Consider the following 19,146-nt stretch of genomic DNA (forward strand, 5'->3'; position numbering starts at 1 on the left):
AGTACGTTCTCCTAAGGAGAGCGGTGAATGGGAGGTATAGCAATGATAGGTGGCGCCAAAAATCCGAAAGTAGATGGTTTTATGAGAAAGGCCAAGCAGTGGAGAGAAGAATTCGAAGAGCTGCGAATGATTGCGCTTGGCTGTGATCTGACCGAAGATATAAAGTGGATGCATCCTTGCTACACACTAGATAGCAAAAATATTGTGCTTATCCATGGATTCAAGGATTATTGCGCACTCTTATTTCACAAAGGCGCTTTGTTAAAGGACCCCCATGGCATTCTCATTCAACAAACGGAGAATGTGCAGGCGGCGCGCCAAATACGATTCACTAATCTTCAAGAAATCATCGAGAAGGAAGCCATTATTAAAGCATACATTGAAGAAGCCATTGAGGTTGAGATGTCCGGGGTGAAAGTGAATCTCAAGAAGCACGAGGAATACGTCATCCCTGAAGAGTTTCAAACGAAAATGGATGAAAACCCCGCTTTGCAATCAGCTTTTGAAGCGCTGACGCCGGGGCGGCAAAGAGCTTATATTCTTCATTTTTCCTCACCTAAGCAATCCAAAACCCGAGTGGCAAGGGTGGAGAAGTGGATGCCGCAAATCCTTGACGGAAAAGGTTTGAATGATAATTAACGAAGGCCTTCCAAAGCTAAGGGGATTAATTAACGCTCAGGGAGCTTGATCGCTTCCAATATCCGCTGAGCGGCCATGCATAGCTCCACTTTGTGGAAATCGAATCCGGAAGTGTGTCGTAGTGGTCCAGATAAGGCGGCATTCATCCACTCATCAAAGGGATGAATGGCATATTTATTTACTCCCTTGGCTGCGGCGAGCTTCTCTGTCAGAGAGATAATGAAGGTCATGGCCGTAGTGTCAGTCGGCAGCCGCATGCTGGCAGACAGTTTTGGCATGATAGCCTTGCTCCACAGTTCTCGTGGAGACATGCCTCCGCCTATGTTAAGCATACGGCCCATGGCGATAACCTTATCGTCCGGAAGAGCTTCCAGCATATCCTTGCACATGTCTTCAGTCAGACTGCCTACGTTAATGCAATAGGTTCGCCCCTGCAGATTCTTGAGTTGACGCATAGCATCGTAATAGCCCATATTCAAGCTGCGGAGAATGGAAGCAGGGTTAAAACTCATCATGCCGCTAAGCGGCTCGGAGGGGGCTATTGTTGTAACTGTAACTTCAGGATACTGGACTTTGCGGGTAAACCCAATTCCGAGTGTTCTGACCGCGACTATATGCGTATAGCCTTTGCGGGCCAGCATGTTGACGGGGCAGTTGTCGTATAGACCGCCGTCGATGAAGGCTTTATTGTCGATGACAGTAGGCTGGAACCCCGGGAAGGTGGCACTAGCCATTAGATAATCCACCAAGCGTCCTTGTGGAATATCTTCCTTATACAGCTCGTGCGGTAATCGGTCGGTTAGGGATACCGTCACCAAGCCGAAGTCGGCTACGGCACTCCGCAGCTTTTCTTCGTTGACGACAGATGCGATCAATTGTTTCATCTTCAGCGTGTTAATGCCTCTGCTAGCGATCAGCTGTCTCGTACGTGCGACCAATTGGCGCATGGTGCTTGTATCCAGCTTGCGGTGCAGCATAAGCAAGTATTCTTCATCGTTCAGGTCGAATATGGAACGGGCGTCCAGCCTCTCCCACATCCGATAGCCGCTCTCGAAATCCCCTTGCGCAATAACCGCAGCATTGATGGCGCCGATCGAGGTGCCGACTACTGCATCAAAGGTATACTTCATTTCCAGATAAGCCTTCACAACGCCCATATGGTAAGCGCCTTTGGCGCCGCCGCCTTCAAGGGCGAGTCCAAGCCCCGGCTTGGTCGCAATTGTCTCCATCGCAGTCATGCTACGTCCCCCTCCGCAGTTCGGAATGTGCACATTATATCCGTCTATTCCCAATCTGGCAAGATTGATTGCGTTTGTTTAGAATAAGAATTGAGCCTGTCACGGAACATCCCTCTATCCCTGTATCGTTGGACGCAGGAAATTTGCCTTTGTAGACTGCACCATCACTTTGAACGCAAAGTGCAAAAGCGAGGATCTCTTAAAATCAGTTATTGAGACTATGCTATACTATGTCTATGTCGAGTCTTATTTTAAGGTCAAGAGGGGAATGATATATTGGTCATCTTGAAGAACGACTGGGCATCCGTGCTGGCGTGTGAGTTTGAGAAGCCGTATTATTTGAAGCTATGGCAGTATCTTCTTCATGAATATGAGACAGGGATCATATATCCCGATCAAAACGATATCTTCAACGCACTGCACTATACTTCATTAGCCGATACGAAAGTAGTTATTCTAGGGCAGGATCCTTATCATGGACCGGGACAAGCTCACGGGTTAAGCTTCTCAGTGAATGAGGGAGTCGCTACGCCTCCATCCTTACTTAATATGTTCAAGGAACTGCGTGATGATCTGGGCTGCGCCATTCCGGATAATGGAAATTTGGTGAAGTGGGCGGAGCAAGGCGTGCTATTGCTCAACACGGTTCTCACGGTCAGATCGCAGGAAGCGAACTCGCATAAAGCGAAAGGCTGGGAGCAGTTTACCGATAAAGTTATCGAGACAATTAATCGGAAAGAGCAGCCTGTTGTATTCCTGCTGTGGGGGAGTCATGCTCAGAAAAAAGCGGCGTTGATTACCAACCCGAAGCACAGGCTAATTCATTCTCCGCATCCTAGTCCGTTGTCGGCGTACAGAGGATTTTTCGGCAGCAAGCCATTTTCGCAAACGAACCAATTTTTGAGGGAACAGGGGCTTTCTGAAATTGACTGGAAAATCCCCAATCGTTCATGCTAAATTATAAAAAGGGACTGCTTCCTGTTACAAAAACAGGAGGTGGTCCCTTTCACATAAGTAGCCCTGCAACATGTATTGTTCCAATTAGAACAGCTTCTTGATCGAACCGAGCATATCGCCTGCTTTATCCGCAGTTATTTTCGCTTTCACGCCATCGATCAGTGCATTGATCTGATCGTTAGGCAGGTCGATCCCTATAACGGATTCGATCGCCGACACAGGATCATTCATAAATTTGGAGGAAAATTCTTTATCCTCTTTGATTTTCGTAACAACTTCTTCGATTTTCGCTTTCATATCCATTGTGTAGTCCTCCCCAGATTTATTCTGAATATCACCCCATTATTATACAAAAGTTGAGCTGCTAAGTACAAAACGAGTTCATTCGTTATTACCTTATTATATTCAAGGGATATATTAAGGTAATGATATAGCAGGAACAAGTAGACCTATGCCGAACATGTATAAGACTGATTCAAAAGTCACGCAGGGGGTCTGAAGAAATGGTGCAATCTATCCATAACAAAACAACGCTATTGCATGATGCCTACAAGGATATTATGCAAATTATAAAAAAAACGGCAGCTTCGGAAATTAGAACGAAGGAGTTTGTAATCCTCGCTGAAGTAAACAAGATTCAGGATAAAGTATATGGTGGGTATGTATATATTCAGTCTAGCGCAGATAATGAAAGCGAGCTGCAATTGGTTGTGCCGGAAGAGATAGCATCGACATTGCGAGTGGATCATTGCTATGCATTCAGAGGGACGTTTGAAGTGTCAGCTTCTCCAACCTTTGGTTTTTTTCAACTTAGAGTGATAGATGCTAATTTCATTGGCGCGAGCATGAAAGTTGAAGCCAAGAAACAAGCGGCGCAAGAGATTATTGAGAAAGGCTATCTTGATAAGTATAAAGATGATTTTAGCAGATTACGCGGTAAAAGTAGTTGCCGTGTAGCTTTAGTCACTTCAAAGCACTCTCAAGTGGTTAGAGATGTGCACGAAGTGTTCAGACAACATCGAGGAATTCAGTATGAACTCGTCCCAGTTAAGTTGAACAACGCCAGTGTAATAGCAGAAGGGATTACTTCTGCTGCTGATCGTCATTACGACGTCATCATGATTGTTCGAGGTGGGGGGAAGGAAATTGATTTTGCAGTGTTCGATGATCCCCGAGTCGTTAAAGCGATTCATGATTCAACCACTCCGATTATTGTTGGCATCGGGCATACGGATAATAATACGTTTGCAGATAAAGCCGCTGACCGTTCGGAGACAACGCCTTCCAAAGCAGCGAGGTTTCTTGTGGATGTTCTGGACAAGCCAATACATAACTATTCCAAGACATCTAATCAAAGAAGAAAATATACAGCACAAACGTATGGCAATGCTCAAAATTATTCTCAGACTTTCCGCCGATCTCAAGCGGGTTCCGCGGTTATCTACGCAACTCTCATTGTTGCGTTGATTATTTTAGCGGGAGTGTTCTTTTTTACATTCGTACCGAAATTATTTGACTCGATTCTTAAGAGTATTTAGGGATGCTCAAACTTCCCGAAGTGTCGTCGCACAAAGCCTAATTAATCCAAGAAGTTAATTAAATTTCACATAATTGAGGGTAGAGGGTTGCAAACAAGTTGTAGTCATGTTATCATTAGTTAATTGGAATTTCGACCTGAGAACACACATAGTAGAGGGTTATGATTTTAATTCTGTAACCTTGTACGATGTGTGATTTTTTTTAGAAATTTTGAGCATCTTAAATGAAAAGTGAGGTAATGAATTATGCAAACAGGTACAGTTAAATGGTTTAATGCAGAAAAAGGATTTGGTTTCATCGAGGTTGAAGGTGGCAATGACGTATTTGTACATTTCAGTGCAATTGTTAGCGAAGGTTTCAAATCGTTGGACGAAGGTCAACGCGTTGAATTTAACGTAGTACAAGGCAATCGCGGACCACAAGCTGAGAACGTTGTAAAACTGTAAGATTGTTCTAAAATGCCCTGACGTCATGTTGGGGCTTTTTTTGCTAATTAATCCAGAAGGAAAGAGGGATACGGCTTGTATTATTCTAGGAAAAGGCTAATGGATGATCTCCCAGAGGAAGTAACAGCTATTTGGTCATGCACCAATGAAAAGTGCAACGGATGGATGCGGGATAACTTTGTTTTATCCGCCCGCCCGACCTGTGTCCAGTGTAATTCTTTTATGGAGAAAGGCGAAAAATTGCTTCCTGTATTGGAAAATGCCAATCATAAACAGTCAAAGTAATAACCAATGAAATTAAAACAAAGAAACCATCCCGCTAAAGGATGGTTTCTTTGCATGCGCTTCACCATGTGAATGTTAGAGATATCCATTATACATCGTACGGAGCGAATTATGTTTATGCGAGACGGAGCAATGGTAAGCGAATTAAGACTGCCAAGATTTATAGAATAAATTACATGAAAAATCGGCATTTAATGTGAAGTCAATGTAAACAATTACATGGTATATTATTGTTATGGTGGATTTCATATACAATGGGAGCGGCATAACAATGATAGAGAATACGATGGAGAAAGAAACAACGTTATTTCATCACGCTGGCAATATCATTCGGACAGCGGATCGTGAAATTCGAATTCTCGCCAAGTATGAAGAGCCTTTAGTTGTCTTATTGGGGAATGTGCTCAGCGAGGAAGAATGCGATGTGTTGATAGCCCATTCGAAGGATTCGCTGCAGCGCTCCAAGATCGTAGGGAATCGCGAGATGAACGAGCTGCGAACGAGCAGTGGCGTGTTTTGCGAGCAGAATGCGACGGTTGCTGTCATCGAGAGACGCATATCCGCGATTATGAACATTCCTATTGTGCATGGCGACGGATTGCAGGTTCTGCGCTATACCCCGGGCCAGGAGTACAAGCCGCACTATGACTACTTCGCCGCGACAAGCCGGGCAAGCGCCAACAATCGCATTAGCACGTTAATAATGTACTTGAATGATGTGGAGAATGGCGGGGAGACGTCGTTTCCTATGCTTAAGCTGTCTATCTATCCGAACAGAGGGACAGCGGTCTACTTCGAATATTTTTATAATGCCGATCATCTGAACGAGCTTACGCTGCATGCAGGCACCCCCGTTATTCAAGGCGAGAAGTGGGTTGCTACGATGTGGATGAGGAGACAAGCTTATCGGCTGGACGAGACGCCAAGTTGGTAATAAAATGGTGAATATGGTGCGGCGGGTGCATGGTTGGGTGTGAGAAGTGTATTATCAGGGGGACATAGCGCCTATGTTCGGGAATAATGGCCTCAAACCTGCAAAAATTGACAAAGTATATGATATAATGTGCTTTAACATTGGAGCTCCGTTCCGGAAACTTCCAATCAAGATTCATAAATAGTAATACGAATAGGGTGATGAGACATGAATTGGATGGACATTGTACTTCCTTATGTGCAGAAAATTGCGCTGGCGATTGTGGTATTGGCAGTCGGTTGGGTTGTAATCAAATGGGTAACGAAATGGGCCGGAGTCAAAATTGAGAACTCTAAAATGGACGCCAACATTAAGCCGTTTCTCGTTACGATGCTTGGAGCTATACTGAAGGTTCTGTTAGTGTTATCAGTTATCCGGATTGTTGGCATCGATACGACTTCATTCGTCGCGGTCATCGCAGCTGCAGGCTTCGCAATTGGACTTGCGTTCCAAGGTTCGCTGTCTAACTTCGCCGGCGGGGTGCTTCTGCTGACGCTGCGTCCGTTCAAAATAGGCGATTATATCGAGGCGGCGGGGTACAGCGGCACCGTCAGGGCGATCCAGATTCTGTATACCGAACTGAACACACCGGACAACAAAATCATTTATATTCCTAACGGAAGCTTGTCCAATGCGGGAATTACCAACTACTCGGTCATGGACACGCGGCGTGTTGACTTCAAATTCGGAGTCGGATACGAACAAGACTTCAGAAAAGTCATTCGCGTGCTGAATGAGATCGTTCAGCAGCATGATAAAGTGCTGAAGGACCCCGAGCCGTTCGTGCGCATGTCAGAGCATGCGGACAGCGCCGTCGTGTTCACCGTCCGGGCATGGACGAAAGCAGAAGACTATTGGGACGTTCACTTCGACATTATAGAGTCAGTCAAGGCGCGCTTCGACGAGGAGAGTATCTCGATTCCGTTCCCGCAGATGGATGTTCATGTGCACCAGGGGCAAAGTTAAGGGCAACAATCTATCTGAATTAGAAAGTGAGCAATTGCACACACCTTTAAATTGGTTAATTCAATTCTTCATTCGATAAAAAGGGAGTTAGACCGCGGTTCACCATGGTCTAACTCCTCTTCAATTGTTCAGCCCGCAGACGTCCTTGCCAATGGCCTTCAACAACCCGATTCCGGATTCGAAAAATTGTTCGCTTGTGTAGCGCTGAGGCCAGCGATTCCAATTGGCGGCATGCAGACCGAGCCACCACAGATGACGCGCAAAAATCAGAAAGCGAATAAGTGTGGCTTCTTCATCGCTGAGGAGTCGGACAGATGTATAGCCGGCGATCAGTCTATCCCAGACAGGAGCAGTTCCTCCCCTGCCAAACGTCCCCCATATGGCAGTAGCCAGATCATAGACCCGCCATTGCCAGCTGGAATCCTCCATATCCATCCATATCATCTTGCCGTCGTCTGTCTGAATGACATTGAAGTGATGGGCGTCTCCGTGTGTAAAGCCTACAAGCGCTCTGTCTTGATAGGCTTCAAGAACAGACGCGACGGAGCTTGCAAGTGACTCCGCAAGCCGTAATTGATCGCGGTCATTGAATACTTCGGAGATGGCTTCCAGAGGTTGATGAATGAATGCTGCAACCGTTGCTTCCGGCATCCATGCTGGCTTCTCTTCTGTTTTCCAAGCATTGTGAAGCTGTCCGATGGAGCGGCCCAGTTCATAAAAAGTCGCTTCAGATGGCAGGAGTGTTGTGCCTGCCACAAACGCATACCCTCTGCCACTATGTATGCTGCCGTGCAAACGTACTTTCAAATCTAAATCTCCATCAAGTTGAACAGGACGAGGTACGTTAGCACCCTGCATATACAATTCACTTACAGCCTGGTACTCGTGATGAAGGGAAGCGCAACGGTCAGCAGGAGCGAACTTGAAAACAAGATGCCCCTGATCTGTTTCCGTCAAATAAACGACATTCCGATTGGAAGAAAGCTGCTTCACATCCTTGAAGTTCACACCGGGAATCACTTTGTTTAGCTGTGTGATTAGAGCGTGCCGATCATCCAATGTATCAAACATGTTCCAGCAATTCCGCTCTGTGCTGCTCACATATCCATGGCAAAGTGGTCATTCGTTGACGTGGTTTTGTTGCTGTGGTCAAATCCGGCCCCTTGTTCATCAACTGGGGCAAGTTCAACTTATAATGGCCGCCTGACAAGGCCGTTTCACTGATCTCCTGATCAATGTGGCCCATTGCGTAATCCTTCAGGCCAAGCATCCCCAGACAAGGGTACATATGCCCGTCGTTGTCAATATAAAGCTGGATGCGATTGGCACACTTGTTAACGGGATGGTTTGGCATCGAAGATGTTTCCGGGCTGGTTGCGCTCATTGATGGATATATCGTGATGTCTGTCGCATTCATCGCATCCAGACTTAGAATGTGATGCTTTCTGAGCAACGAGACCGGCCCGATGAGTCCTACCGGCAATCGTAAATGCACGATCTTTTCCATGAAATCGGCTACAGCGGTGTGCTCCGCCAATAGGTCGATGTTGTCTATGATGATGCCCAGTGAGCTTAACAAGGAAGCTCCGCATAAAGACTGAACAACGTCGAATTGACGATATAAATCAACGATATCTACGGTGAAGGAGATCGCATAGCCCTTCTCGATCGATGCAGCTGCCAAGCCCTTCAGCTTATCAGGTACAGAAAGAAGGTCTACCCCGAACAGTGAAACTTCACGATTGTACAGTGTGTATGGACGTTCGCCATCGTTGATGCCCACTGATTCTTTGAACCAGTTGTCGTAACGGGCAAGCCAGTCTATCAACTGCTGGCTCCCCGGGAGAAAGTCTTCTCCCTTCTCATCGGGCTGAAGCATAATCGCCACCGATTTCAAGTGCTGATACAAATTGAGTTGATTGCGTTCCATCATATTCGCTGTCCTCCCTGACTGCCAGCTGCTTGCTCGAGCTGAGCTACAATCCGGGTGAGCGACTCCTGCTTGCGGTTGTCCATGTACGCCTGCAGGCTTGCAACATACTCAGGAGTGGAGAATATCGTGTAGCACAGGTGGCAAATATTGAAGTACTGATCGTCAATGTCGTGCCCGCTCTCCTGCAGGATAGGCACTAATGAACGTATGCCTGAAAAAACAATTTTTCGAACTAACGGATCGTTGTTCATACGTTCGACAATCGTATCCAAACGTTCCTCTTTCACATCTCCCATGATATAGTTTCGAGTCTGATCAAAGCCGGCACAGCAGGGGAAAACATGTCCGAAAGCATTGATCGTAAGATTCAGTACCCGGTGGCAGTTATCATCAAGCGAAGAACGGGAATGATAAAATTCCTCCGCGTCAAGCTCCTTCGCTGCGCGTCCGGTTGCGAATACGGGCCCGCTTGTCATGCGTGACGCGGCATCAATAGCCTCTGGGCGCAAAGCGGCCAGGGCTTCTTCCATGCTGTGCTGCTTAGTCGTCAACAAGCGAAGATTGGTTTCAATTTCAACCTCTTGACAAGCAATCAGGCAATTGCTGACAGCATCTCCCGAAACAAAAGGCTGGTGCCAATAATCCCAGGAAAGCTCTAGTGAGGTTACACCAGATTGTCGCAAGCGAGCGCACACCTCTCTTGCTTTTGGAAGAGTGCGCCCCCAAAAGCCGTTGGTCGTTCCGGTAATTTGTTCATATCCGGCATCACGCGCCTCGGCAAAGAGTGCATACACATCATCCAAGTACATGAACGCTTCGCCGCCTGCTAAGTGAAACCGCGAACCAATGGTTTCAATATCAGCGGCTTCTCGGATACATCTCCGGATCACATCTGTATCCAAGCTTGAAAGACCTAGCGTCTCAGAGCCTTTCGGACTTGCGGATTGGTAACACATGGCGCACTTGGCATTACATCGGTTTGTCGTCTCAACAACGAGTCCACTGTAGTAAATAGGCATGTGCAGTAATAGGGCAATTTCCGCCGATTGGTCGAAACTTTTATGTCCATCTACCATTTTGATTGCACCATCCTAAAAGCCTCTGCCTCTTAAGTTAAAGTTGGTTTTCATATTGTCCCGGGGGATGAAATTTTTGCCGCCCGGCAATTTGATCCCTTGTTTCCCAAGTCCTTGCAGAGACACAAGATCGGCTGGTTGACTTGCTCTCACCAAAGTAACCACCATCGTCACAACGGCAGCGGCAGCAGCGACGACAGCCGCGCCGGCGGCAACTGCGGCAGCGTTGGCATGAACGCCGGTCGGCTTGCCCTCGCGCATATCGATCAAATCCTGCAGACCGTGCGAACCGAGCGTATTAGCCACTTCCTCGTCCAAGGCAACATCAAAGATGACAGCGTTCGAGATGGCTTTCACAACTTCTGGAGACAGCAGAATACCGTGGTCAACCGCATATTTCTTCGGATCTTTGAGAAATGCCTTGGTGGATTCCTGATTTTTGACTAGTTCTTTAATAAAAGCTAATTGCGCTTCAACTGAAGAAGCTTTCACGCGATCAAGGCGGTCAAGCTTCTCTTTGCGTAGCGGTTGAATAACTTCCGCATCATGAGCAACCAGCCTTTTCATGACACCGCTTTCATTTTTTGTTGAATCAGACATTGAAAAAACCTCCTTAAGCGTCTGAATTGAATTCATTCATGAAGGATACGATCACATCCCATCGCGTCCTATCATGATGAACATTATAGGGCATCCCTTTTCGGAAATAAATATAGATATGTAAAAATAAACCTGAGGAACTACTCCTTTACAGTTAATGGCGAAAAAAGTCGGAATCGATCTTCGGAATCCAACCAACCGACCTAAATTATAAATATCAATGAATCCTTTCTCACTGAAATAAGGTACTATTAAGACAATAAGCATACTGTAGAAGGAGGTCGCTTCATGGGAATCTTGTCCAGATTCAAGGAGTTGATGTCGAGTAATATTCAGGCCATTCTGGAACGAACGGCCGATCCGAAGGAGACGCTGGATGCGTGCATGCGTAGTCTGAAAAGTGACCTTGGCGCGGTAAAGGCGGAGACGGCGTCGACGCTGGCGGCTGAGAGCAGGACAAAGAGAGCGCTGGACGACTGCAAAGCCGAGATCAGGAAGCTTCAGCGTTATGCGGAGAGATCGGTACAGGACGGGAAGGAAGAGGAAGCGCTGAAGTTCCTGGAGAGAAAGGCGGCGGAAGTGCAACGGGAAGCAGCGCTGCAAAATGCTTATGACGAGGCTTCGGCCAATGCCGAACGCATGAAGCAGCTGCAGGACAAATTGACGGCGGATATTGGCGAGGTGGAAGCGCGCAGATCCCGATTGAAAGGGAAGCTTGCAGCTGCCGAAGCGCAGCGGAAAATCAATGAATTGGACTCCGCCAGCAGTCTTGGCGGGTCTTCGCTCGAAGCGATGGAGGAGAAGGCGGATCGCGCTTATGACGAAGCGATGGCCTTGGCAGAGCTGCGAAGGGAGACCAAGGGCAATAGCGATCTGGATGAACAGTTCAAGCAGTATGACAGGGTCAGAGCTGCAGAACCCGAAGACGAGCTTGCCGCTCTCAAGGCGAAGCTGTATAAGAAGGAATCACATGGACGAGGTCAGGCAGGTGAGTGAAATGTCGGTTGTGGATTATAAATGTCCCAGTTGCGGCGGCGAAATGACGTACGACAGCGAATCCGGAATGCTGTCTTGCCGGAGCTGCGGAAGAAAGGACGATATCGAACAGCTGCCCAATCCGCTGGAGCATTCCGTCTTCGCCGGAGACGAGGCGAAGGAATATCATTGCAACAGCTGCGGGGCGGTCATTATGACCGAAGCGGAGACGACAGCGATGTCTTGCGGCTTTTGCGGCTCAAGCATCGTGCTGGGTGACCGGCTTGCGGGAGAGCTTGCCCCGGCAATGGTCATTCCGTTCTCGATCAGCAAGGCCGAAGCGCAGCAGGCATTCAAGAAGTGGTGCAAGAACGGACGTCTGACGCCGGCCGGATTCATGACGGCGAATCGGATCAAGAGCATAACCGGCTTATATGTGCCGTTCTGGCTGTACGATCTGCACAATAATATTCAAGTCCAGGCGAACGGCACCAGGGTCAGGACGTATACGAGCGGAGATTATGTCTATACCGAGACACAGCATTACGACGTTTACCGCCATATCTTGGTGGACTATGAGAAAATTCCCGTAGATGCCTCGGAGAAAATGAATGACAAGCTGATGGATCTGCTTGAGCCGTTCCCTTACGATCAACTCAAGAGCTTCAAGGCGCCTTATCTGGCCGGCTACATCGCGGAAAAATACAGTTATGACAACGAGCAGCTGCTTCCCCGAGCGAAAGAAAGAATCAGCTCGTATATCGATTCCTATATCCAATCGACGATGACGGGCTATCATGCAGTCACCTATCGCAGCAAAGACGTCCGCACTGCAGCCAGAAGAGCGGATTATGTCCTTCTTCCGATATGGATGGTCCAATACGATTATAAAGGGGAGAAGTATACATTCGCCATGAACGGACAGACGGGCAAGGTGGTCGGCCAGCCTCCCCTCAGCAAGGCGAAGATAACATGGTGGTTTGCGGGTATTTTCCTCTCCTCCCTGTTCGCCTTGAAGACTCTGTCATGGCTGATGGGAGGGGGATTCTGGTGAGAAGAAGAATGCGCTGCGCGTTAGCCATGCTGTTGCTTGCGGCTTTCGTTGTTGTTGCCGCGCCGATGCCGAATGCGACTGTGCATGCGTCGGAGGAGACGAAGCAGCTTATCTTTGATGAAGCGGGCCTGCTGGATCGGAATGAGCTGACGTTATTGGATGGAATGGCCAGGCAGTACGGGGCGGAGAGGGAAGCGGATATCATTATCTATACAACCAGCAATACGAGCGGCGTAGATGTGAAGAAGGTGACGCAGGATTTCTACGACAAGCATGGGTTCGGCTACGATAAACCCTATGGCAATGCAGTTATTCTGACGCTGGATATGAACAACAGGGAAGTGTACCTCGCAGGGTTCTACAAAGGAGAGGAGTATCTGGACGACTCCAGGCTGGATCGCATACGGGATCAGATAACGCCGGACTTGTCAGAAGGCCTCTACTACAGCGCATTCTCAGAATATATCCAGACGACGCATCGCTATATGGGCTACGAGCCGGGAGTGAATCCGGACAATATTTTTTTCAAAGGATGGTTTCAATACGGCGTCGCTGCGCTTCTCGCTCTGTTCATCATCTGGCGGATGGCGGCGAATTCGGGTGGGCGGGTGACGGTGCATAGCCGTACTTACGAGAGTACGGATAAATCTGGCGTCATCAGACATCGGGATCAATACATCCGGACAACGGTGACGAAGCGGCCTATTCCTAAGCCAACCAACAACAATCATGGCGGTGGAGGCGGCGGAACGACATCGGGAGGTCATTCGCACAGCGGCAGCAGAGGATCATTTTGAATGGAAAGGGTTGAGACGGCATGGTGTTCTTCAAAAATCAATTCGCAAACGTAGTAGAGTGGGAAGAGTTTCGCGATGATATGATATTCTGGAAATGGTCCAATCGGGAGATTAAGAAAGGGAGCAAGCTAATCATTCGCCCCGGACAAGACGCCATCTTCGTGAATAACGGGGGGATCGAAGGGATATTCCAGGATGAAGGGGAATACAGCATCGACTCCGATATTGTACCGTTCCTCTCGACGCTTAAGGGATTCAAATTCGGCTTCAACAGCGGCATGAGGGTGGAAGTCGTATTCGTCAATACGAAGGAGTTCACGGTCCGGTGGGGAACGCAAAATCCGATCCTCATTCCGACCCCACAGCTTCCGGGCGGCATGCCGATTCGGGCGAACGGAACGTTCGTCTTCAAGGTGAAGGATTACGTGACATTCATCGATAAGATTGCAGGTGTGAGGGACAGTTATCTCGTCGAGGATGTGAAGCTTCGGATTACGGCCGTGCTGGATCAGCTGCTAATGAAGTGGATTAGCCGGGAAGGCAAGGATATGTTCAATCTGCAGGCCAATGCCTTCGACATTGCCCGCGGCATCCAGGAGGATCTGGATATGGAGCTGCTGGATGACGGCATATCCATTGCGGACTTCCGCGTCATGAGCTTCAATTATCCGGCGGAAATACAGGAGATGATTACGAAGACAGCTTCGCACAGCATGATCGGCGATATGCAGCGTTATCAGCAAGCGTCGATGACGGATGGCATCGCATCCGGGAAGGTGAAGAGCGGCGGCGTCGCGGCGGATATGACCGGTATGATGATGGGCATGAACATCGCCAAGGACATGATGCAGAATATGAATCCGGATGCGAACCGCAATCAGCCGTCCAATCCTGCGGCTCCAAGCAGCGGCCAGAGACCCAACTTCTGCCCGAACTGCGGCACGAAAAACGAAGGCGCCAATTTCTGTCCCAATTGCGGGAACAAGCTGGCGTAAATCAAAAAACTCAAGTCATGGCAGGGATTTCTTTTTCCTGCTAATGCTTGAGTTTTTTATACTTCCAGAGCTTCTCTGGTAATTTGGCTAATGTCTACAGGGCAGTTCGTGCTTTGCTTGACGATGTCGGGCAAGATGTGCTGGAGGAAGTAACCGACGCAATGAAGCTTGATGTTTTTGATCTTGATAAGCGCATCGCGGTACATGACGACGAATTCCTTCTCGGTATTGCCTCTCTGCAATTCGGTAATGGCTTCGTACACTTGATCCAGCTTGTCCGCCACTTCCAGAATGAGGCCTTCGACGGATCCGTCCTTGCCTTCTCTTAATTGCCGGCGGAAGATGGCTTTAAGCTCCTCCGGTATATTCTCCTCGATGAACAAGGCGATCATGCCTTCCTCTACCTGCTGCAGCATGCCGCGTAGCTCCAGTGAGTAATGCTTCACAGGTGTCTTGATATCTCCGATGAATATTTCGCCGTAGTCATGGCTGCTTGTAATCTCATAGAGCTTCTTCCAATCGATAGAGACGCCATTCTTTTCTTCAATGTCGGCCAATGTCTTGGCGTATTGGACAACCTTCCAGGAGTGGGCGGCAACGCTGTGTTCCTCGAACTTGAACTTGCCTGGGCAGCGAATGATACGCTCCAGATCGTTAAGTGACTGAAAGTACGTGTGAATTCCCATATATGTCCTTCCTTTCTTTTGAGTTTGTTGTGTAGCGGTCCGTACGACCATTATAGAGGTGAATTGTTAGTGGAGTATTAATGATGATGAAGTGGATGATTAGTGTGCTCATGCTGCAAGAGGACCGATAACTGGATTTCATGTCATTATTGAAGCTGAGATCATCACTGTCACACGCTACAAATGGAATAAATACATTAAAATTCAGCCCAAATCCACAACAATTCTCCTACTGATCGAAATAATAGCATGAAATCCAGTTCCTTATGACAAGAAGGAGCATTCTGACAATATTAGTAGCAAAAAATCCAGTTAGATTGATCGTGTAAGAGGAAATGCATAAGCCAAGTCCCTTCACCCTCAATAAGTCTATAGGCTACTTATCCAAGGGATAGAAAGGGACTATATGAAAAACCTAAGCAAACGCAATGAATTCTGTATTTATTTATAGCTGTCCATCTGTGTTAGCATGGTTTGTAGGAAGTGACAATTGCGCAGAGGAGGCGGGAAGCTTGTATAGCAGCTATTGGCTGACAAATGTACGCCTGGAGAATGGGCTTGTTAGGGAGAACGGCGCTGTCGCAGGTACGATGACTGGGCTGTATAGCTTGAAAATCGCGAACGGCAAAATTGCGCAAATCATTCCTGCAAGCGGATTCTCTGAGAAATCGGCGACGGAGAGGAACGAGGCGGATAACGGACTTCCGGTTGTGGATGCGCATGGCCTGCTGGCGCTGCCGTCGTTCGTGGAGAAGCACTGTCATCTGGACAAGACATGGCTTGGAGACCGTTGGCGGCCGGTTCGGCCGGCGCACACAATATTCGAACGCTTCGATATCGAGAAGGATACGCTGCCGAAGCTGGGAACAACGATGAAGGAACGTGCAGAAGTGCTGCTCGGCTCGCTCCTGCAGGCGGGATCGACGCATATTCGCACTCATGTCGACATCTATCCGGACGTCGGACTTCGCCATCTGGAGGCCGTGAAGGAAGCGCTCTCTTCATTCGAAGGGAAACTATCTTATGAGATCGTGGCCTTTCCACAGCACGGACTGCTGCGCTCGCATAGCGTCGAGCTGGTGCGCGAGGCGCTCCGGCAAGGCTGCGGACTCGTCGGCGGTGTCGATCCCCATACGGTAGACGGAGACATGGAGCGGTCGCTGCAGGGGATGATGGAGCTGGCGGTAGAAGCGAATGCGGACGTCGATCTGCACTTGCATGACGGCGGCCGAATCGGGCTGGATACGATCAAGCGGCTGGCCGCGCTGACCGAGGAAGCCGGCTGGCAAGGCCGTGTTGCTGTCAGCCACGCGTTCGCTCTGGGCGACATGGAGGGTAGTGAAGCCGACGAGATAGCGGAGCTGCTGGCGGAGAACGGAATAACGGTCATTACGAGCGTGCCGATAGGCCGAGTGATCCCGCCAGTGCCGTTCCTTCAGGCGAATCGTGTTCCCGTCGCCATCGGTTGCGACAACATATTCGACTCCTGGTCGCCGTTCGGCAATGGGGACATTCTGGAGCGGGCAGCACGCCTGGCGGAGCGGTTCGGCAGAAGCACGGAGTCGGCATTAGCGGAGACGATCGGGTTGATTACGGGCGGACGGAAGCCGCTGGACGAGCAGGGGCGGCAGGTATGGCCGCAGCCGGGCGACGAGGCGGATATGGTATTCGCAGAAGCGAGCTGCTCGGCTGAGGCTGTAGCTAGAAGAGCGAGGCGGCCTGCCGTCATGAATAAAGGGATGATCGTAGCGGGATCATTAGAGAGGGGATCGAGATGAAGCAATCGGCTTATTGGCTGGTGAATGTAAGATTGGAGAGCGGTTATAGCTATGAAGACGGCGTCATTGCCGGAACCGAGACAGAATTAAGCCATATTCGCGTGGAGAATGGGTGCATATCCGCCATTACCGCAGGTGAACGACCTGATGACGGTCTGCCGCAGCAGGATGCGAAGGGGCTGCTTATGCTGCCCGCATTCCAAGAGATGCACATTCATATCGACAAAACGTATTATAGCGGGCCGTGGAAGGCGGTCAAGCCGGTCAAGGATATATTCGGAAGAATAGAGGAGGAGCGGGAGCTGCTGCCGAAGCTGCTGCCGACCGCACAGGAGCGGGCGGAGAATATGCTGGGCTTGCTGCTTGGCTTCGGCTCCACCCATGTCCGGACGCACTGTAATATCGATCCGGTCATTGGACTTGGCAATCTGGAGGCGACGATGGGGGCGCTTCAGACATTCTCCGGTAAGTTGTCCTCCGAAGTCGTCGCCTTCCCTCAGCACGGGCTGCTTCGATCTGATGCAGTGAAGCTGGTACGGCAGGCGATGCGCAACGGCGCCACTCATGTCGGTGGTGTCGACCCGGTCACCGTGGACGGCGACATGGAGAAATCGCTGCAGACGATTATGGACATTGCTGTGGAGGCGAATGCGGGTGTGGACGTACATATTCACGATCGTGGCGAGACAGGAATAGCGACGATGCACAGGCTTGCCGACCTGACGGAGCAGGCCGGCTGGCAGGGAAGGGTAACGGCCAGCCATGCCTTCGGCTTCGCGGGCGAGCATTCGGCGGCGGCGGAGCTGGCGGAGCGATTCGCAAGCCTGGGCATATCCGTTACGTCGACGGTTCCGTTCGGCGGCTTGATTATGCCGCTTCCAATGCTGCGTGAGAAGGGGGTCCGGGTAGGGCTCGGCAACGACAGCATCACGGATCATTGGTCGCCGTTCGGTACGGGGGACTGCTTGGAGAAGGCGACAAGGCTTGCCGAGCTGTACCGGTTCCTCGACGAGCGTTCGCTTGCAGCATCGCTCGGCTTCATTACCGGCGGCGTATTGCCGCTCAGCGACGAAGGCAAGCGCGTATGGCCGGCGGTCGGCAATGCCGCGGACGCCGTGTTCGTGCAAGCCAGCTGCTCGGCAGAGGCGGTAGCGCGGAGAGCTCGACGGTCGGCGGTGTTGTTCGGCGGAGAGCTGGTGTCCGGGTCGTTAGACGCCGAGTGATTGTTGGAGCAATGCGACGAAGTTCTGAGCGGCTTTGGACAATGTATGGTTCTTCAACCATATTAATCCGACAGGCGAAGAGAGCTCGTCTGAGGGGGATAGGCGAGTAGCGCGAATATCGTAGCCTTGCTGCTGCGTAAGCACGGTCTCCGGAACGATCGCTGCGCAGAAGTCGGAACAGATCAGCTCCATTAATAACGTAATGTCGGAGCATTCGCCCAGGATGTTGGGGTGCAGGCGGAGGCGGGAGAAGGCTTCCATCACCAGATAGTGCACCCCTAGCCCCTCTGTGCTGGGAAGCATAAGTGGGTAGTGGAGGATGTCGGCCAGCGACACCTCCCCCTTCATCTGTTCCTTGCTGCGGGCGGAGGTCACGAAGTAGAACGGCTCAGCATGAAGATGAAGCACCGTGAAGTGGGACAACTCCAGTGGCAATCGGACGAATGCGAGCTCGATGGCTCTGTCTCTTACGAGCTGGCACAGCTGAGCCGACTCATTTTGCTGGATTTTATAGGTCACCTTGGGGTATTGCTCCCGGAAGTGATGGAGAATATGCGATAATCCGGCAACCGATAACGTGTTAAGGCCTAATTTCAATCTCCCGTTAACGCCGTTCCCCACCTCCTTCACTTCCAGCTTGGCTTCCTCCAGCAATTGTGTCATTTGCAAGGCGTATCTATACAGGACTTCTCCCGCTTCAGTTACCTCGAAGTATTTTCCACTTCTCTCTACGAGCTTCGAGCCAAGCTCCTCTTCCATCGCTTTCAGATGCTGGCTTAATGGAGGCTGGGAGATGTGAAGCTTTTCGGCTGCTGCGGATATTTTCCTCTCTTCCACGATGGCGATGAAGTAGCGCAGCTGTCTCATATCCATAGGCAATCACGTCCTTGTTGTATATGAAAAGTCTAAGCAATCATGAATTTATTAATATTTTTCATATAGTACTATTCCATGTTAGCATATGTGTATAACAGGATAAAGCTGAA

21 protein-coding genes are annotated in these 19,146 nt (G+C 49.5%); 13 read left to right on the top strand and 8 right to left on the bottom strand.

What is annotated here, in order from left to right:
• Positions 1-27 precede the first annotated feature (27 nt).
• Entirely contained in the window at positions 28-639 is a 612-nt protein-coding gene (locus ACFQ2I_RS01205) for a YdeI/OmpD-associated family protein (protein WP_377561627.1), read from the top strand.
• Positions 640-668: 29 nt separating this feature from the next.
• On the opposite strand, the gene ACFQ2I_RS01210 is transcribed toward ACFQ2I_RS01205, so the two are convergent.
• Positions 669-1,877, bottom strand: a complete 1,209-nt coding sequence (locus ACFQ2I_RS01210) for a patatin-like phospholipase family protein (protein ID WP_377561628.1) — start codon at positions 1,875-1,877, stop codon at positions 669-671.
• A gap of 276 nt (positions 1,878-2,153) precedes the next feature.
• Here ACFQ2I_RS01210 and ACFQ2I_RS01215 point away from each other — a divergent pair, with 276 nt between their 5' ends.
• The gene (locus ACFQ2I_RS01215; protein WP_377561629.1) at positions 2,154-2,834 is read left to right on the top strand and encodes a uracil-DNA glycosylase; all 681 of its coding nucleotides are present in this window, start codon (positions 2,154-2,156) and stop codon (positions 2,832-2,834) included.
• A gap of 84 nt (positions 2,835-2,918) precedes the next feature.
• Here ACFQ2I_RS01215 and ACFQ2I_RS01220 read toward each other — a convergent pair whose 3' ends face one another.
• Positions 2,919-3,137 (bottom strand): hypothetical protein, encoded by a 219-nt coding sequence (locus ACFQ2I_RS01220; protein WP_377561631.1) that lies wholly within the window; start codon positions 3,135-3,137, stop codon positions 2,919-2,921.
• Positions 3,138-3,337: 200 nt separating this feature from the next.
• Between ACFQ2I_RS01220 and ACFQ2I_RS01225 the strand changes: the two genes are divergently transcribed.
• The 5 genes from ACFQ2I_RS01225 (at position 3,338) to ACFQ2I_RS01245 (ending at position 7,043) form a co-directional block, all read left to right on the top strand.
• Positions 3,338-4,372: an exodeoxyribonuclease VII large subunit gene (locus ACFQ2I_RS01225; protein ID WP_377561632.1), complete on the top strand. Its 1,035-nt coding sequence runs from the start codon at positions 3,338-3,340 to the stop codon at positions 4,370-4,372.
• A 246-nt stretch (positions 4,373-4,618) separates the two neighbouring features.
• Positions 4,619-4,819, top strand: a complete 201-nt coding sequence (locus tag ACFQ2I_RS01230) for a cold-shock protein (RefSeq protein WP_262676398.1) — start codon at positions 4,619-4,621, stop codon at positions 4,817-4,819.
• Positions 4,820-4,894: 75 nt separating this feature from the next.
• Positions 4,895-5,104: a cold-shock protein gene (locus tag ACFQ2I_RS01235; RefSeq protein ID WP_377561633.1), complete on the top strand. Its 210-nt coding sequence runs from the start codon at positions 4,895-4,897 to the stop codon at positions 5,102-5,104.
• A 271-nt stretch (positions 5,105-5,375) separates the two neighbouring features.
• A complete protein-coding gene (locus tag ACFQ2I_RS01240; protein WP_377561634.1) occupies positions 5,376-6,038 on the top strand; it encodes a 2OG-Fe(II) oxygenase in 663 nt (220 codons plus the stop codon).
• Positions 6,039-6,245: 207 nt separating this feature from the next.
• Complete coding sequence (locus tag ACFQ2I_RS01245) at positions 6,246-7,043, top strand: mechanosensitive ion channel family protein (RefSeq protein ID WP_377561635.1); 798 nt, start codon at positions 6,246-6,248, stop codon at positions 7,041-7,043.
• A gap of 120 nt (positions 7,044-7,163) precedes the next feature.
• Here the strand turns inward: ACFQ2I_RS01245 and ACFQ2I_RS01250 are convergent, their stop codons facing one another.
• The 4 genes from ACFQ2I_RS01250 to ACFQ2I_RS01265 are packed head-to-tail and all read right to left on the bottom strand — an operon-like array spanning position 7,164 to position 10,652.
• Positions 7,164-8,114 carry a phosphotransferase enzyme family protein gene (locus ACFQ2I_RS01250; protein ID WP_377561636.1) on the bottom strand — a complete coding sequence of 317 codons (951 nt, stop codon included), beginning with the start codon at positions 8,112-8,114 and terminating at the stop codon, positions 7,164-7,166.
• Positions 8,107-8,976: a hypothetical protein gene (locus ACFQ2I_RS01255; RefSeq protein WP_377561637.1), complete on the bottom strand. Its 870-nt coding sequence runs from the start codon at positions 8,974-8,976 to the stop codon at positions 8,107-8,109. Before ACFQ2I_RS01255 ends, ACFQ2I_RS01250 begins: the two co-directional genes overlap by 8 nt.
• A complete protein-coding gene (locus tag ACFQ2I_RS01260; protein WP_377561638.1) occupies positions 8,973-10,052 on the bottom strand; it encodes a radical SAM protein in 1,080 nt (359 codons plus the stop codon). Before ACFQ2I_RS01260 ends, ACFQ2I_RS01255 begins: the two co-directional genes overlap by 4 nt.
• 15 nt (positions 10,053-10,067) lie before the next feature.
• On the bottom strand, positions 10,068-10,652 hold the full coding sequence (locus ACFQ2I_RS01265; protein ID WP_377561639.1) for a hypothetical protein: 585 nt from the start codon (positions 10,650-10,652) through the stop codon (positions 10,068-10,070).
• 288 nt (positions 10,653-10,940) lie between these two features.
• Between ACFQ2I_RS01265 and ACFQ2I_RS01270 the strand changes: the two genes are divergently transcribed.
• The 4 genes from ACFQ2I_RS01270 to ACFQ2I_RS01285 are packed head-to-tail and all read left to right on the top strand — an operon-like array spanning position 10,941 to position 14,473.
• Positions 10,941-11,648 carry a PspA/IM30 family protein gene (locus tag ACFQ2I_RS01270; RefSeq protein ID WP_377561640.1) on the top strand — a complete coding sequence of 236 codons (708 nt, stop codon included), beginning with the start codon at positions 10,941-10,943 and terminating at the stop codon, positions 11,646-11,648.
• A 1-nt stretch (position 11,649) separates the two neighbouring features.
• Positions 11,650-12,681 carry a TFIIB-type zinc ribbon-containing protein gene (locus tag ACFQ2I_RS01275; protein ID WP_377561935.1) on the top strand — a complete coding sequence of 344 codons (1,032 nt, stop codon included), beginning with the start codon at positions 11,650-11,652 and terminating at the stop codon, positions 12,679-12,681.
• Positions 12,682-12,689: 8 nt separating this feature from the next.
• The gene (locus ACFQ2I_RS01280) at positions 12,690-13,478 is read left to right on the top strand and encodes a TPM domain-containing protein (protein ID WP_377561937.1); all 789 of its coding nucleotides are present in this window, start codon (positions 12,690-12,692) and stop codon (positions 13,476-13,478) included.
• 20 nt (positions 13,479-13,498) lie between these two features.
• Positions 13,499-14,473: an SPFH domain-containing protein gene (locus tag ACFQ2I_RS01285; protein WP_377561641.1), complete on the top strand. Its 975-nt coding sequence runs from the start codon at positions 13,499-13,501 to the stop codon at positions 14,471-14,473.
• 56 nt (positions 14,474-14,529) lie between these two features.
• On the opposite strand, the gene ACFQ2I_RS01290 is transcribed toward ACFQ2I_RS01285, so the two are convergent.
• The gene (locus ACFQ2I_RS01290; protein ID WP_377561642.1) at positions 14,530-15,159 is read right to left on the bottom strand and encodes a YfbR-like 5'-deoxynucleotidase; all 630 of its coding nucleotides are present in this window, start codon (positions 15,157-15,159) and stop codon (positions 14,530-14,532) included.
• Between the two features lie 512 nt (positions 15,160-15,671).
• On the opposite strand from ACFQ2I_RS01290, the gene ACFQ2I_RS01295 reads away from it, so the two are divergent.
• Together ACFQ2I_RS01295 and ACFQ2I_RS01300 are read left to right on the top strand one after the other, a co-directional pair.
• Positions 15,672-16,937 (top strand): amidohydrolase, encoded by a 1,266-nt coding sequence (locus tag ACFQ2I_RS01295; protein ID WP_377561643.1) that lies wholly within the window; start codon positions 15,672-15,674, stop codon positions 16,935-16,937.
• Positions 16,934-18,160, top strand: coding sequence for an amidohydrolase family protein (locus ACFQ2I_RS01300; RefSeq protein WP_377561644.1), 1,227 nt, complete (start codon positions 16,934-16,936; stop codon positions 18,158-18,160). The genes ACFQ2I_RS01295 and ACFQ2I_RS01300 overlap by 4 nt, the downstream gene beginning before the upstream one ends.
• Here ACFQ2I_RS01300 and ACFQ2I_RS01305 read toward each other — a convergent pair.
• Complete coding sequence (locus ACFQ2I_RS01305) at positions 18,146-19,033, bottom strand: LysR family transcriptional regulator (protein WP_377561645.1); 888 nt, start codon at positions 19,031-19,033, stop codon at positions 18,146-18,148. The genes ACFQ2I_RS01300 and ACFQ2I_RS01305 overlap by 15 nt on opposite strands.
• Between the last annotated feature and the right edge of the window lie 113 nt (positions 19,034-19,146).

Origin of the sequence: Paenibacillus chungangensis, from assembly GCF_042675905.1 — a bacterium.
Taxonomy (GTDB): domain Bacteria; phylum Bacillota; class Bacilli; order Paenibacillales; family Paenibacillaceae; genus Pristimantibacillus; species Pristimantibacillus chungangensis.

Bases quoted from the DNA above. Each gene is read 5' to 3' on its own strand.
- ACFQ2I_RS01270 (WP_377561640.1), top strand. From the start codon at position 10,941: ATGGGAATCTTGTCCAGATTCAAGGAGTTGATGTCGAGTAATATTCAG.
- ACFQ2I_RS01210 (WP_377561628.1), bottom strand. From the start codon at position 1,877: ATGACTGCGATGGAGACAATTGCGACCAAGCCGGGGCTTGGACTCGCC.
- ACFQ2I_RS01280 (WP_377561937.1), top strand. From the start codon at position 12,690: ATGCGCTGCGCGTTAGCCATGCTGTTGCTTGCGGCTTTCGTTGTTGTT.
- ACFQ2I_RS01240 (WP_377561634.1), top strand. From the start codon at position 5,376: ATGATAGAGAATACGATGGAGAAAGAAACAACGTTATTTCATCACGCT.
- ACFQ2I_RS01290 (WP_377561642.1), bottom strand. From the start codon at position 15,159: ATGGGAATTCACACGTACTTTCAGTCACTTAACGATCTGGAGCGTATC.
- ACFQ2I_RS01265 (WP_377561639.1), bottom strand. From the start codon at position 10,652: ATGTCTGATTCAACAAAAAATGAAAGCGGTGTCATGAAAAGGCTGGTT.
- ACFQ2I_RS01250 (WP_377561636.1), bottom strand. From the start codon at position 8,114: ATGTTTGATACATTGGATGATCGGCACGCTCTAATCACACAGCTAAAC.
- ACFQ2I_RS01305 (WP_377561645.1), bottom strand. From the start codon at position 19,033: ATGGATATGAGACAGCTGCGCTACTTCATCGCCATCGTGGAAGAGAGG.
- ACFQ2I_RS01225 (WP_377561632.1), top strand. From the start codon at position 3,338: ATGGTGCAATCTATCCATAACAAAACAACGCTATTGCATGATGCCTAC.
- ACFQ2I_RS01245 (WP_377561635.1), top strand. From the start codon at position 6,246: ATGAATTGGATGGACATTGTACTTCCTTATGTGCAGAAAATTGCGCTG.
- ACFQ2I_RS01205 (WP_377561627.1), top strand. From the start codon at position 28: ATGGGAGGTATAGCAATGATAGGTGGCGCCAAAAATCCGAAAGTAGAT.
- ACFQ2I_RS01230 (WP_262676398.1), top strand. From the start codon at position 4,619: ATGCAAACAGGTACAGTTAAATGGTTTAATGCAGAAAAAGGATTTGGT.
- ACFQ2I_RS01275 (WP_377561935.1), top strand. From the start codon at position 11,650: ATGTCGGTTGTGGATTATAAATGTCCCAGTTGCGGCGGCGAAATGACG.
- ACFQ2I_RS01285 (WP_377561641.1), top strand. From the start codon at position 13,499: ATGGTGTTCTTCAAAAATCAATTCGCAAACGTAGTAGAGTGGGAAGAG.
- ACFQ2I_RS01220 (WP_377561631.1), bottom strand. From the start codon at position 3,137: ATGGATATGAAAGCGAAAATCGAAGAAGTTGTTACGAAAATCAAAGAG.
- ACFQ2I_RS01255 (WP_377561637.1), bottom strand. From the start codon at position 8,976: ATGATGGAACGCAATCAACTCAATTTGTATCAGCACTTGAAATCGGTG.
- ACFQ2I_RS01300 (WP_377561644.1), top strand. From the start codon at position 16,934: ATGAAGCAATCGGCTTATTGGCTGGTGAATGTAAGATTGGAGAGCGGT.
- ACFQ2I_RS01260 (WP_377561638.1), bottom strand. From the start codon at position 10,052: ATGGTAGATGGACATAAAAGTTTCGACCAATCGGCGGAAATTGCCCTA.